We start from the raw sequence: 14,425 nt of genomic DNA on the forward strand, positions 1-14,425 counted from the left end.
CGTGAAACGTCGAATCGAACGAAACCATAAATGCGCTCGTTCAGTATGATCCCTCATGACGAACCGCATAACGGTGTCGCTCGACGACGAGGCACAGGGTTCCTTGGACGAACTGGTGGGGGAAACCGAGAAACCCCAGAGCGAACTCGTGAGACGGGCGCTCGTCTTCTACGCCGCGAACTACGACGCCGCGACGGCGGAGGCGGGGACGAACCTCGAAGCGTACCATCGGATGCTATCCAGCGGCGAACACGTCCTGCTCGACGTGGACTTTCTCCACTGCTTCCTCGACTACGTCGAAGACGAAACCGGGGACCCCGACCCGGATTTCCTCGAACTGGCGGACCAAGTGTCGAGGTACCACGCCCGCGAGTACGAACACCGCTTCGATACACTCGGCGAACTCCTCGATTGGCTCTCGTTCTGCGGCTTTCTGACCGTCCGCGAAACGCACGGCGACACGTACCACGTCGTGTTCCCCACCGAATCGGTCAAGTGGTTCATGACGCGGTTCGTCGAACGGAGCGCCGCCGGACTGCCGTTCGAACTCGAACTGGAGGAGGGCGTCTCGAAGGTGCTCATGACGGAAGTTCGGGCCGACGGATGAACGCGTCGTATCCGTTCACACCTTTTCATACCCCGTACGACTTCGATACACACCGTTCTTAGCGGGGTTTTAAGTTCGAACTATGGGTTGTGACGACATAGCACGAGAACGACCATGAACATTATAGACAGACTACGATCCATCGGTCCCGGCGCGATGGTCGCGGCGGCCTTCATCGGACCCGGAACGGTCACGACGGCCAGCGTGACGGGCGCGGAGTTCGGATACGCCCTCGTTTGGACCATCGTGTTCTCGATAATCGCCACCATCGTCCTGCAGGAGATGAGCGCCCGCCTCGGTGTCGTCTCCCGCCACGGACTCGGCGAAGCATTGCGCGAACAGTTCGACAGTCAGGTAGTGTCGTATTTCAGCATCGCGCTCGTGGTGAGCGCCATCGGCATCGGGACGGCGGCCTACGAGACGGGGAACATCCTCGGCGGGGCTGCCGGTTTGGAGGGTATCACCGGAATCAGCGCACAGATTTGGGGGCCGGTCATGGGCCTCTGTGCGGCCGCGCTCCTCTGGACGGGTCGCTACAAACTCATCGAGAAGGCCCTCGTCGCGCTCGTCGGAATCATGGCGATTTCGTTCCTCATCGACGCCATCGTCATCGGTCCCGACCTCGGCGCGCTCGCGATGGGATTCGTCCCGAGCGTTCCCGAGGGCTCGACGTTCCTCATCACGGGACTCATCGGAACGACCGTCGTCGGCTACAACCTGTTCCTGCACGCCGGGAGCGTCCAAGAGCGGTGGGCCGGGCCGGACGAGTTGCCGGAGTCGCGCGCCGACACGATACTTTCGATCATCATCGGCGGCCTCATCACCATTGCCATCCTCGTCACCGCGGCCGCGGCGTTCCCCGTCGGAACGGAAATCGACAACGTGAGCCGGATGGCCGAGCAAATCGAGCCGCTCGCCGGACCCTACGCCACGGTGCTGTTCAGCATCGGGCTCTTCGCGGCGGGGTTCACTAGCGCGACCACCGCACCGCTCGCGGGCGCGTACGCCACGGCGGGAGCGTTCGGGTGGGACACCGACCTCAAGTCCCCGCGATTCCGCGCGGTCTGGGGAAGCATCCTCCTCATCGGCGTGGTGTTCTCGGCGTCCGGCTACGAACCGGTGCAGGCAATCGTCTTCGCGCAGGTCGCGAACGGAATCCTGTTGCCTATCGTCGCGCTCTTCCTCATCTACATCATGAACGACAGGGACATCCTCGGGGACTACGTCAACGACACGACGGAGAACGTCCTCGGTATCGCGGTGACGCTCGTCGTGGTTTGGCTCGGCGTCCGCGCGCTCTACACCGTCGGACAGGACTTGGGGGTCTTCTGAATGGACGGGTCAACGCGCGTCGGCGTCGACGTCGGCGGGACGTTCACCGACGTGGTCCTCCTCCTTCCGGACGACGAACTCGTGACGGCAAAGGTCCCCAGCACGGACGACCAGAGCGTCGGCGTCGTGCGGGGCATCGAAAAGGCGTGCAACGAAGCTGAAATAGATCCGACGGACGTGGACGCGTTCACCCACGCGATGACCGTCTCCGTGAACGCCCTCCTCGAAGAGGACGGCGCAAAGACGGCGCTCGTGACGACGGAAGGCTTCCGCGACGTCCTCGAAATCGGGCGACAGGCCCGTCCCGACCTCTACGACGTGGCTGTGGACAAACCCGCGCCGCTCGTCCCGCGACGACGACGGTTCGAAGTCGCGGAGCGCACGACGGTTGACGGGGTGCTAACCGAACCCGACGAGGACGAGGTGCGCGCCGTGGCCGAGGAAATCCGCGACTGCGGTGCCGAAAGCGTCGCCGTCAGCCTCCTCCACGCCTATCAGCACCCGGAGAACGAACGACGGGTCGCCACCGTACTCCGCGACGAACTCGACGTGCCGGTTTCGGCCTCCCACGAGGTTCTCGCGGAGTTCCGCGAGTACGAACGGACCTCCACGACGGCCGTGGACGCCTACGTGACCCCGGCCATCGACGCCTACATCGGTCGGTTGGAGGAGCGCGCCGGGGAACGCGGCGTGCCCGAACCGCGAATCATGCAGGCCAACGGCGGCATCGCGTCGGCGAAGACGGTTCGCGAACACGCGGTCACGACCACGATGTCCGGGCCGGCGGCGGGCGTCGTCGGTGCGGCGGAAACCGCCGGGGGAGGGGACGTCGACGGCCTCGTCACCTTCGACATGGGCGGCACGTCGAGCGACGTGAGCCTCGTCCGGGACGGCGAAGTCGAGCGGACGACGGACGCGGAAATCAACGGCCGACCCATCAAGACGCCGATGGTGGACGTGAACACCGTCGGCGCGGGCGGCGGGTCGATAGCGTGGGTGGACGCCGGAAACGCCCTCCGCGTCGGGCCGCGCTCGGCCGGTGCGAACCCCGGTCCCGCCTGCTACGGACGCGGCGGGACGGAGCCGACGGTGACGGACGCGAACGTCGTCCTCGGCTACATCGGGGGGAGTTCGGCGCTCGGCGGCGAACTCGAACTCGACGAGGAGGCGGCCCACGACGCGCTGTCGCGGTTGGCCGACGAGGCCGGGTTGGACGACGCCCTCGCGGCCGCTCGGGGCGTCTTCCGGGTCGCGAACGCGAACATGGCGCGGGCGATTCGCGCCGTCACGGTCGAACGGGGGCACGACCCGCGCGGGTTCGGCCTCGTCGCCTTCGGCGGGGCGGGACCGATGCACGCCGCCGCCGTCGCCGAGAGCCTCGACATGGACTCGCTCGTGATCCCGCACGCCTGCGGCGTGCTGTCGGCCTATGGCCTGCTCGCCGCCGACGAGAAACACGATTCGGTTCGGACCCTCAGGAGCCCGCTCGCGGACGTGTCGCTCGGCGACGTGGAATCGACCTACGACGACCTCACGGAGGAGGTGCTGTCGGACGTGGCGGACCCGGACGCGGCGGAGGTTCAACGGGCCGCCGACCTTCGGTTCGTGGGACAGAGCTTCGAACTCACGGTTCCGGTGGACGACGAGTTCGACGCTGTGCGCGTCGCGGAACGGTTCCGGGACGCCCACGAGAGCGCGTACGGCTACGTCATGGACGACCCCATCGAACTCGTGAACGTTCGGGTGACGTCCGTCGTCGCCCGCGATTCGCCGTCGGTCAGGTATCGGACGACGGGCGACGCCGAAAAGGGACGCCGCGAGGCGTTCTTCGACGACGGATTCCACGAAACGCCGGTCTTCGACCGAACGGGCCTCGGAGAATCGGATTCCGTGGGCGGGCCGTGCATCCTCGAACAGAACGAGAGTACGGTGGTGGTTCCGCCGGGATGGTCGGGGACGGTCAACTCGGACGGGACGTTGCTCCTCGGGAGGGACGGACAATGAGCGGAGACGAATCGAACTCAACCATCGACGCCGTGACGCTCGAAATCATGCGCAACCAGTTCGAGGGCGTCGCCGAAGAGATGGGACAGGTGCTCATCACCTCGTCGTACTCCCCGAACATCAAGGAGCGACGGGACTGTTCGACCGCCCTCTTCGACGCCGAGGGCCGCCTCGTCGCGCAGGCGGAACACATCCCGGTTCACCTCGGCGCGATGCCCGAAGCGGTGAACACGGTGCTCGACTACGACCCGGAACCGGGCGACGTGTTCGTCCTGAACGACCCGTTCGAGGGCGGAACGCACCTCCCGGACGTGACGATGGTGTCGCCGGTTACGGTCGAGGACGAAATCCTCGGATACGCCGTTTCGCGCGCGCACCACGCCGACGTGGGCGGGATGACGCCCGGAAGCATGCCCGCAGGGGCACGGGAAATCTATCAAGAGGGGATTCGCCTGCCGCCGGTTCGTCTCGTGAAGCGCGGCGACGTGAACGAGGACGTGATGAGCCTCCTGCTCGCCAACGTCAGGAACCCCGGCGAACGCCGGGCCGACATCCGCGCCCAAATCGCGGCGAACGAACGAAGCGAGGAACGACTCCGTGACCTCGTGGGCGAACACGGGCGAAACCGCGTCGTCTCGGCTTTCGACGCGGTGATTTCTTACTCGCGCGACCGACTCCTCACTGAAATCGCCGAGTTGCCGAACGGGACCTACAGCGCCCGCGACGTGCTGGAAGGAGACGGCATCACCGACGAGGAGATTCCCATCGAAGTCGCGGTGACGATAGACGACGAGGGGATTTCCGTGGACTTCGCGGGAACCGCACCGCAAGTGCCGGGGAACGTCAACGCGCCGTTCGCCGTGGCGAAGAGCGCCGTGTACTTCGTGATTCGATGCGTGACGGACCCCGAGATACCGCCGAATCGGGGGTGCTACGACCCGATTTCCGTGTCGGTCCCCGACGGGTCGCTGTTGAATCCCCGACCACCGGCGGCCGTCGTGGGCGGCAACGTCGAAACCAGCCAGCGGGTGACGGACGTCGTGTTCGCCGCGCTGGCGGAGGCGGTCCCGGACCGCGTGCCCGCCGGCGGACAGGGGACGATGAACAACCTCACCATCGGGAGTCGGGACGGCGGCGCGGACGGCTTCACCTACTACGAGACCATCGCCGGCGGGTTCGGCGGGCGGCCGACGAAGGACGGGATGGACGGGGTGCAGGTCGGGATGACCAACACCCTGAACACGCCCGTCGAATCGCTCGAAGCCGAGTACCCGCTGTTCGTTGAGGAGTACGGACTGCGCGAGAACAGCGGCGGACGCGGACGGTTCCGCGGCGGCCTCGGCGTCGTCCGCTCCGTCACGGTCGAAACCGACGCCACCGTCTCGCTCCTCACCGAGCGGCGGCGAGTCGCACCACGCGGTATCGCCGGCGGCGGGGACGGTCGGTGCGGGGAGAACGAAATCGACGGGGAACGCGTTCCGGCGAAGACGACCCGCGACGTGGCCGCCGGGACGACCATCACCGTGCTGACGCCGGGCGGCGGCGGTCACGGCCCGGCGGCGGAACGCGACCCGGACGACATCGAAATCGACCGCGAGGACGGCAAGATGGAGTGGGACGAATGAAACCGTTCGTCGAACCGACGCGAGCGAGGTGTCCCTGATGTTCGGGTGGCGCGCCAGACTCGGCGTCGTCGTTCCGTCCTCGAACACGACCGTCGAAGCCGAGTTCGGAAGGGCCGTCCCGGACGGCGTGAGCGTCCACACCGCCAGAATGCCGCTCGAATCGGTCACGGTCGACGAGTTGGACGCGATGGCCGACGACGCGGTGGACTGCGCGGAGCGATTGGCCCACGCGAACGTGGACGTCGTCGCCTACGCCTGCACGACCGGGAGCCTGCTTCACGGACCGGGATTCGACACGGAACTCGAAACCTCGCTGTCCGAGACGGCAGGTGTCCCCGCGGTGGCGACGGCGCTATCGGTCAAACGGGCGCTATCGGCCCTCGACGCCGAACGAATCGCGGTCGTGACGCCGTACACCGACGAACTGAACGAAAGGGAGGAGTCGTACCTGCGCGACGAAGGGTTCGATGTGGTAGCGCTCCACGGTCGAGGTATCGAAGCGAACACGGGTATCGGGTCGTTGTCCCCGGAAGACGCCTATCGGCAGGTTCGAAGGGCAGTCCCGAACCCCGATGCGGTGGACGCCGTGTTCGTCTCGTGTACGAACTATCGCACGCTTCCCGCCATCGACGCCCTCGAATCCGACCTCGGGGTCCCGGTCGTGACGAGCAATCAAGCGACGTTGTGGGACGCGCTCGGACGGGTAGGAGTTCCCGCGAACGTTCCGGGGAGCGTGGGAGAACGCTGAAAACCTCGAATCACGTCCATCGCCGCCACGTTATCGCGGCGGTCGAAGCCGGTAGTAGCGCCGATTGAGACTGAACATGTACCCCTCCCGCATCGCGCGAAGGACGGAGTACGTGATGAGCGCGGCGATGAACGGCAGGAACATCGTGAGGTCGAAGAGCAGCGGCGTGCTGATCGGGATGAGGTTCTGTATCGAGTAGGCGCTGATCATGACGGCGAAGACGACGCCCGCCACGCCGAGCGCCGCCCAGAACGGTTGTTCGACGGGCCGTCGGGCACTCCCCTTGTTGAGGAACGGAACGATGGCGATGAAACCCACGAGGACGACGTTGGCGATCACGCCGAACGTCCTGTCCTCCATGAGTTTCTCGCCGCCGAGGATGGCGAGTTCCGGGTTCAAGGGTTCGAGTTTCAGGAGACCGAACGACCAGTACAGGTACCAATCGGGAAGGATGATGAAGGGCGTCGTGCTCGGGTCCGCCGGGGCATCCAGATGCGGCGGCAACGCCGCCGAGAGGAGCAGAATCATCCCGACGAAGAAGCTCACGATGGAGAGGTTTCGAATCATCTCATGGGGCCACGTCGGAAACGCCAACACGTCGCGCTCGACGTAGCTGGATTCTTCGCGGAGCGTCTGGTCCTCCAGTCGGGACCGTTCGAAATACTCGTAGGTCAGTCGGGAGAGCCCCTGCGTGCGCTGTTTGCGTTCGAGCCACGTCGGCGTCTCGTCGTCCGGCGAGACGATACCGGTGCCGTCCGTGCGTACATCGTCAACCGCTTTTTCTGTCTTGCTATCGCTATCCATTTCCCTCACCCCCATACCGCGGTTTCGCACTAGAGATAGAGCGCCGTGTGAGCATGAATGTCGCGGAAAACCAAACCGAGGGAGAACGGTGGTGTCGTCGTGGGTCAGTACTGCCCGAACAGTCCGTCCCGTCGGGCGCGACGAACACAGGCGCGGAAGACCAGATAACCGAGGGCGAGATAACTGACCGCGGTCAGCAACAGTAACCCGAGGTCGGCGAGCGGGAACTCCCAGAGTCGAATCCCGTGGCTCATCGCCCGACGAAGCAGATACGTTCCCTCGACCAGCGGGAGGAGTTTCAGGGCCGGAACGGCACCGACCGGTGCCGCGACGAGCGGGACCAACGCAAACTCGGCGAGCAACAACACGTTCTCGATCCGTTTGTAGAGGAGCGCCAGTCCGGCGAACGAGAATCCGACGCCAACGATGGAGAGGAGCGAGAGAGTCACCAATGGAACGACCGTAAGGAGGTCGATGGACAACTTCTTTCCCGTCGTCACGAGCATCATGGAGAGGAGGATGCCCCCGTACAGGACGCTCACGAGGAGGTCGGCGGCGACCTTCGCAACCATCACCCGACTGAGACCGTACGGGGAGACGGCGAGCTGTTCGAGCGTCCCCCACTGTGCTTCGTGCATCACGTCCCACGACAGCCCCGAGTAGGCGACGTACGCCATCGAAAACAGAAAGAAGCCGACGATGATTCCGGGGAGCGTGTCGGTTATCGTCGGCGCGGCGACGGCGTGGCCGCCGAAGACGACGACGGCGAAGAAGACGTACAGACCCAGCAGTTCCGACCCCGTGTTCACCGGATAGCGACGAAGGAGGAGCAGTCGTTTGCGAACGACGCCCGAGAACAGTCGACGGAACGACGACATCAGGCGCTCACCTCCGTCGTCCCTCCCGCCGTTTCACCGTCTTCGACGAGTGCGACGAAGGCGTCTTCGAGCGTCGGGTCGGTCGTTTCGATGGACCGAACCGGGATTCCGGCCTCGACCAGTTCGACGAGGACGGCGTTCAGTTCGCCGTCCGCCGGCGTCACGTCGAACCGCGTGCCGTCGGGAACCGAGGACCATTCGCTCGCGTCGAACGATTCGACCAATCGCGCTTTGGCCGATTCGGGGATTCTCCCTTCGACGGCGATCCGATAGGTTCGCCCCTCGAAGAGGGAGACGAAGGCTTCGACGTCCTCGTCGGCGACGATTCGTCCGTCGTTCAGCACCACGACTCGGTCGCAGAGGTCCTCGATGACGTCCATGTCGTGACTGCTGACGACCACCGTTATCGACTCGCGTTCGGCGAGGCGGCGGAGTTCGCGGCGCAGTTCGAGCGAACTCTCGACGTCCAATCCGAGCGTCGGTTCGTCGAGAAACGCGACGTCGACGTCCCGCGAAAGCGTGCAGGCCAACGCTACCTTTCCCTTCATCCCGCGGGAGAGGTCGTTCACCAGTTCGTCCGCGCGGTCCGCGAGTCCGAACCCTTCCAACAGTCGGTCGTGGCGCTCGCGGAGTTCGGCGGGGTCGTGACCGGCGAGGTGGGCGAAGAACTCCACGTTCTCCCGGACGGTCAACCGCCAGTAGACGTTCCGCGCACCCTCCAGCGTCGCGCCGACGTGTTCGTACGCGGCCCTCGGACTTTCGGCGACGTCGATGCCCGCCACCCGAACCGACCCCGAGGTCGGTCGAACGAGGCCGAGAATCGAGTGTATGCAGGTCGTCTTCCCGGCACCGTTTGGGCCGAGCAGACCGACCACCGACCCGCGCTCGACGTCGAAGCTTACGCCGTCGAGTACCGGGACGTCGTCGTACGTCTTCGTGAGGTTTCGAACCGAGACGGCGGGCGACCGTCCCGACGTCATCTCGGCCCCCACGCTGTCGATTTTACGACTCGAAGCACGCGCGTCGAAGTGACTGTACACATGGTTAGTGCAGGTGGCTGTACAGTTGGTTAGTTCATAACTGTTTGGTATCGAGAACGATGGGAGAGCGTGCGTTGGGAGGTGGCGCTACGCGTCGTCCGCAAAGAGGAGTTCGGGGAGCAGTTCGGTGCGCACCAGTTCCCTAACGTCGGCCGAAATCCCGGTCATCCCGGCAGCCATCTCCAACTGGCCCGCGCCCGCGAGGGTCGAAACGAGCAGCTTTGCCACGTCGTCGGCGTCGATATCCCCCCGGAAGCGACCCGCCTCCTGTCCCCGCTCGACGATGTCCGTCAAAATCCGAAGGTTCCCCGCCTCGTGCGTTCGAAGCGTCTCGCGGAATCCCTCGTCGCGGAGCGCGGCGTTGCCGAGTTCGAAGAACGCGACCGCCAACTCCTCGCTGTACACGTCCGACCCGACGGTGAAGAAGTCGAGAAACCGTTCGAGGCGCTCCATCGGGTCGTCACCGTCGATGAGGTCGCCGCCCTCGTCGAACTGCTCGACGAGGAACTCCAGATACGCCGCGATGAGGTTCTCCTTCGTATCGTAGTGATAGGTCAACAGCGAATGGCTCTTCGAACACTCGGCGGCGATGTTTCGCATCGTGAGGTTCGCATAGCCGTGTTTACACAGGGCATCGTGTGTCGCCCACATGATCTCCTCGTGACTGGGGGGGACGTCACGTCGCGCGTCGGACATACTCTCCAGTAGTCGGGGGGCGTTGAAAACACTGGCTTCGACGCGTTAGCGAGAACTCACGACGGCGACCGGACACGGGGCGTTTTTCAACACGTACTCGGCGCGATGCCCGAGAAAGGCGCGCCGGGACAGCGGTCGCAACCCGCTTCCGAGAACGACCAAATCGGCACCGCCCTCCACCGCCTTATCCACGATGGCACGGGTGGGTTGTTCGCTCACGAGGACGTCCGTCAGGACCGACGCCCCGAGTTGTCGGCCAAGCGTCGCCTCCCTGTCCACGATTTCCGCGCCGAGCCGAACCGATTCGGAGAGGTCCGCCTCGCCGACGAACAACTCCCGGAGCCGACCCACGTCGACGACGTGAACGATTTCGACGAGAGCGTTCGAATCGGCCGCGATGGCGAAGGCCATTTCGGCGGCGTGACGGCTGTACTCCGTCCCGACGGTCGGAACGAGAATTCGCCGAATCGGAACCGGGTCGAGCGGCTGATTTTCCACGGTGCCGCCCTCATCCCGGACGCCCTCGTCCCGGATACCGTTCGCGCTCACGGCGAGGACCGGTGCGGTCGTCCGCTGTAACACGCGGTCGATGCCCGTCTCGAACAGCGGCGGGGTCATCCCGTCGTCTCGGGGGGAAGCGGGCGAACCGTCGTCGCCGAAGTTCGCACCGACCGCGAGCAGGTCGTAGCCGCGACGGAGTTCCTCGATGACCGTTTCGCTCGCCGATCCCCGAATCGGGACGGTACGACGCCCCGTCCTATCGCTCGGAAGCGACAGCTGCCGGTCCATCGCGGAGAGACACCCCTCCGCAGCGGTCGATTTCGCGCCAGCGTCGATTTCGTCCGCGTCGTTTTCCCTCGATCGGGACGTTTCGGGTAGGAGTCTCGAGCGGGCGCGAGCCACGAGCGACGCGCTGGAAGCGGTGTCTTTGCCTTCGGTCACGTACATCGTCGTGACGTCCATTTCCCGGTTCCGGGCGACGTGGCCGAGGAGTTGTGCTGCAAGCTGCGCATCGCGGCTACATCGGGTGGGGAGGAGGACGCGCGAAATCGACCCGAGAAAGCTTCTCGCTTCGCGCTCGCGTCGCGTCGAGCGTCGTCGTTCCGCCTCTGAGGGTTCGATATGGCCGAGCGCAACACGGAGAACCGGCGGGGCGAGGAGCGAAGTGACGATGGCGACGACGACGATGATGGTGTACGTCGTCCCCGTCAGGACGCCGACGCTGACGCCGATGGTCGCGACGATGATTTCGAGCGCGCCTCGGGCGTTCAACCCGGCACCGATGGCGATTCCCTCCCAGTTCGACAGCCCGCTTCCCCTCGCACCGAGGAACGCGCCGATGAACTTTCCCGCGATGGCGACCAGCAGGACGGCACCCGCGACGAGGAGCGTGCCGGGGGTCGAAAGCGTCGTCACGTCGACGCGAAGGCCGGCGGTGGCGAAGAATATCGGCGCGAGGATGCCGAGCGTGAACACCTCGAAGGTGTGTCGCGCCGCCTGGTCGAACCGTTTGACCTGTCCGACGAGGATGCCGACGACGAACGCGCCGAGGACCGCTTCCAAACCGAGCGCGTGCGTGAGCGTTCCGGCACCGAGCGCCAGGATGGTCACCGCCGTAACGAGCGCGAGGTCGCCGTCGAAGGCCATATCGACCCATCGAAGCGACCGTGAGACGAACCACCGACCCACGGTAAACGAGAGCGCGAGAAACGCGAGGAGAAAGAGGGTCGTGATTCCCGCCGTCTCGACCGCTTGCCCCCCGCTCTGACGTGCGAGTCCCGCGACGACCGCGAGGAGAATCCAACCGACGGTGTCGTTTATCATCCCCGCCGCGATGGTCAACTGGCTTATCTCGCGGTCGATGACGTCCAAATCGAGGAGGATTTTCGCGATAACCGGAATCGCGGAAATGCTGAGGGCGGTTGCGATAAAGAGGCTGAACACGAGTCGGCCTCCGTCCGCGAGAAAAGCGCTCGGGAGAACCCACGCGATGGCGAACCCGAACGCGAAGGGAACGACGATGCTCGTGCTGGCTATCGCACCCGCGCGACCGGCGCGACTGGCGATGAGGTCGAGGTCCGTCTCGAACCCGGTGATGACCAACAGCATCACCAACCCCAGCCACGAGACGGCTTCGAGGAGGTGGTACTGTATGGGAGCGGGCGGAAAGACGGTGAGAAAGACCGACGGTGCGACGTTTCCGAGTATCGACGGCCCGAGGACGATACCCGCGAGCAGTTCCCCGAGAACCGATGGAAACTCGAACGCGCGAGCCAGTTCGCCGAGCGCACGCGCGGTCACCAACAGGACGAACAGTTGCCCGAAGAAAAAGAGGAGTTCCTCTCCACTTAACGGCGGCAGAACGCCACCGTTCGAACCGACCCACGTGACGAACCCGCCGCTCGCTTCGGCCGAAATACCAGCAATCCCCATTCGTTACGCCCGTTCAACGGGCCACGGCAAATAGTTTCGGCCGAGATGGTACCGCATGAATATCTGAAAAAGGGAGACTTCGAAGACATGTCAGCATCGCTCTCGTAGCTAGCCGTCAGGGAACAGATTGTTGTCCCTCGAAAGCGGATGAAGAGTATGCGCAGACGAGTTGGTCGCCGCCAGTTTCTCGCTGGCATCGGTACAACCATCGGACTCTCCAGTACCGCGGGTGCCGGTAGCGTCCGCACCGTCGGTCACGACGCACAAACCGAGAGACGACGAGAATTAAACCTCCCACCGGAAACCGACGCTCCCGTGGACGTTCGCGGCGCGATTTACATCCCCGCACGTGCCTTCAATCGCTACCAGATGTGGCACGATTACGACCCGGACATCATCGAACGCGATTTGGGCTACGCGGCGAGCATCAACCTGAACGCCATTCGAATATGGCTTAGTTACGAATACTGGCTCGTCGAACCCGAAGACCACATGGAGTCGCTCGAACACCTGTTGGACACCGCCGATAGGAACGGAATTCGCGTTCTCCTCGGTCTGTTCGACAGCGTCGGACTCGAACCCACCTTCGAGAACCTCGTCCACGACGACGTGAAAACCGCCGTTCAATCGTTTTCGCCGTCCACCCGGACGATGGCGAACAAATCCCTGTGGGACGACCCGCGCGATTTCATCGTCTCGGTCATGCGGGAGTACCGCGACGACGAACGTCTCCTCGCCATCGAACTGACGAACGAACCCGGATGGAACAACAAGGACATCCGATTCTTCAAACAGATCGTCGACACCATGACCCACTATCGCGGAGAAATCCCTCTCTCCGTGGGGTCTACCAGTCTGGCGAACAACGCTCAGTATCTCGACTGGGGAATGGACATCCTCCAGTTCCACTACAACTTCGCGCGCAGTCCGGCGCTGTACAACCGCGTCCTCCGACAGGCGAACAACCTCCAAGAGAAACTCGATAAGCCGGTGTGGCTCTCGGAGTGGCAACGGATTCGCCCCGGGAAGGGGTTTTTCGCCGACGTTTCCGGCAACGCGGCCGTCCCCGACTACTCCTCGCTCGCACCGACCATCCGCACGTCCGGAATCGGGAACTTCTTCTGGTCGCTCATGCTCAAACCCGCGTTCTCGCTGTACATGCGCCGAAACGGCGTCCTCAACGGCCTCTTCCACGAGGACGGCGCAGTCTGGGATTTGGAGGACGCTCGAAGCATCAAGGCCATGTCGGGGGACCCCGACTTCGACGGCACCGAACGCAAGGAGTACCCCGACTGGGCCGACGTGATCAAAAAACGGAAGAAACGAGCGCCGGGCGAAGAACAACCCGAATGACTCAGGACAGCTGTCCGCGCCCTCGCGTGCTATTGAGCTGATTCCCCTGATAGTGGAGCGTCGAATAATCCACGTTCTCGCTTCGATTGTCGACGAGGATACCGAACAGGTTCCGTGCCGCCCGAGAGTGTTCGATAGTCACGTTACTGCTGTTCCACACCGTGATTCCCTCCGTACTCCGAACGGCGCTCACGTTTCGAACCGTCACCGACGACGCGTTCGAGACGTGAATGGCGCGGTTCCAGCGTGCCACCCGAACCGAGTGAATCGTCACGTCGGAGACGCCGCTGGCGTTATCGACGAGCAGTCCCGTCGTATCCGTTACACCTCTCCCTTCGATGGAGTGTCCCGACCCGTTTAACGTCACGTGGCTCGCGTTGATCACGATACAACTGCCGGTTAGTCCGGTCGCCCCTCCGAAATCACCCTTCAAAACATAGTTCCCCGGCTTCGAAATCGTTTGACAGTGTTTCACCGGTTTCGGCGGGGTGGATTCGGTTTCGTGGTTGCCACCCAATGGAAGATCCACGAAATTGATGGCGAAAGCAACCACGACTAACAGAACCAACGGAGCAACGATGAGGAGTTTCCGATTCATAGAATCGATGGAGACCATTCCTATATCCACCCTTCTCACGACAGATTATTAAAAGTGAATGGCCCACGAAATCGTCATCCCTCTCCGTCGTTAACTTATTCATTTTTGATAGTATGCGGGACATGCATAGTAACGGCGCATTACCGATGACCTGTCATCGACCGATTCGTCGAGCGATGCCTCTCGGCGTCCGAATAAAATACAAAAACCCCCACAGAGCCGCTACTCTGTGAGGGTTGATGACTGTAAGTATGAGTGGGAGGCGGCGAATCGAATTTCCCAGAGGCTCGCGCACTCCAGTACTGAC

At 63.8% G+C, this 14,425-nt stretch carries 12 protein-coding genes; 6 read left to right on the top strand and 6 right to left on the bottom strand.

Annotated features, from left to right (window positions below; all coding sequences use genetic code 11):
• The first annotated feature begins 55 nt into the window (after window positions 1-55).
• From LJF34_RS20150 to LJF34_RS20170, 5 genes are all read left to right on the top strand, one after another.
• Entirely contained in the window at window positions 56-607 is a 552-nt protein-coding gene (locus tag LJF34_RS20150) for a ribbon-helix-helix protein, CopG family (protein WP_231187216.1), read from the top strand.
• Window positions 608-721: 114 nt separating this feature from the next.
• The gene (locus LJF34_RS20155) at window positions 722-1,939 is read left to right on the top strand and encodes an Nramp family divalent metal transporter (RefSeq protein WP_231187218.1); all 1,218 of its coding nucleotides are present in this window, start codon (window positions 722-724) and stop codon (window positions 1,937-1,939) included.
• Entirely contained in the window at window positions 1,940-3,943 is a 2,004-nt protein-coding gene (locus LJF34_RS20160; protein WP_231187220.1) for a hydantoinase/oxoprolinase family protein, read from the top strand.
• A complete protein-coding gene (locus LJF34_RS20165; RefSeq protein ID WP_231187222.1) occupies window positions 3,940-5,568 on the top strand; it encodes a hydantoinase B/oxoprolinase family protein in 1,629 nt (542 codons plus the stop codon). The genes LJF34_RS20160 and LJF34_RS20165 overlap by 4 nt, the downstream gene beginning before the upstream one ends.
• A gap of 37 nt (window positions 5,569-5,605) precedes the next feature.
• Entirely contained in the window at window positions 5,606-6,316 is a 711-nt protein-coding gene (locus LJF34_RS20170; RefSeq protein WP_231187224.1) for an aspartate/glutamate racemase family protein, read from the top strand.
• 30 nt (window positions 6,317-6,346) lie between these two features.
• Here LJF34_RS20170 and LJF34_RS20175 read toward each other — a convergent pair whose 3' ends face one another.
• From LJF34_RS20175 to LJF34_RS20195, 5 genes are all read right to left on the bottom strand, one after another.
• Window positions 6,347-7,120 (bottom strand): cytochrome bc complex cytochrome b subunit, encoded by a 774-nt coding sequence (locus LJF34_RS20175; RefSeq protein WP_231187225.1) that lies wholly within the window; start codon window positions 7,118-7,120, stop codon window positions 6,347-6,349.
• A gap of 104 nt (window positions 7,121-7,224) precedes the next feature.
• Entirely contained in the window at window positions 7,225-7,998 is a 774-nt protein-coding gene (locus tag LJF34_RS20180; RefSeq protein WP_231187226.1) for an ABC transporter permease, read from the bottom strand.
• A complete protein-coding gene (locus LJF34_RS20185) occupies window positions 7,998-8,978 on the bottom strand; it encodes an ABC transporter ATP-binding protein (protein WP_231187227.1) in 981 nt (326 codons plus the stop codon). Before LJF34_RS20185 ends, LJF34_RS20180 begins: the two co-directional genes overlap by 1 nt.
• Before the next feature lie 147 nt (window positions 8,979-9,125).
• Entirely contained in the window at window positions 9,126-9,734 is a 609-nt protein-coding gene (locus LJF34_RS20190; protein ID WP_231187228.1) for a TetR/AcrR family transcriptional regulator, read from the bottom strand.
• Between the two features lie 45 nt (window positions 9,735-9,779).
• Window positions 9,780-12,167 carry a cation:proton antiporter gene (locus LJF34_RS20195; protein WP_231187229.1) on the bottom strand — a complete coding sequence of 796 codons (2,388 nt, stop codon included), beginning with the start codon at window positions 12,165-12,167 and terminating at the stop codon, window positions 9,780-9,782.
• Window positions 12,168-12,323: 156 nt separating this feature from the next.
• Here LJF34_RS20195 and LJF34_RS20200 point away from each other — a divergent pair, with 156 nt between their 5' ends.
• Window positions 12,324-13,520, top strand: a complete 1,197-nt coding sequence (locus LJF34_RS20200; protein ID WP_231187230.1) for a glycoside hydrolase — start codon at window positions 12,324-12,326, stop codon at window positions 13,518-13,520.
• 1 nt (window position 13,521) lies between these two features.
• Here LJF34_RS20200 and LJF34_RS20205 read toward each other — a convergent pair whose 3' ends face one another.
• A complete protein-coding gene (locus LJF34_RS20205) occupies window positions 13,522-14,118 on the bottom strand; it encodes a right-handed parallel beta-helix repeat-containing protein (RefSeq protein WP_231187231.1) in 597 nt (198 codons plus the stop codon).
• Window positions 14,119-14,425 lie beyond the last annotated feature (307 nt).

Origin of the sequence: Haladaptatus sp. DYF46 (assembly GCF_021083305.1) — an archaeon.
Lineage (GTDB): Archaea > Halobacteriota > Halobacteria > Halobacteriales > Haladaptataceae > Haladaptatus.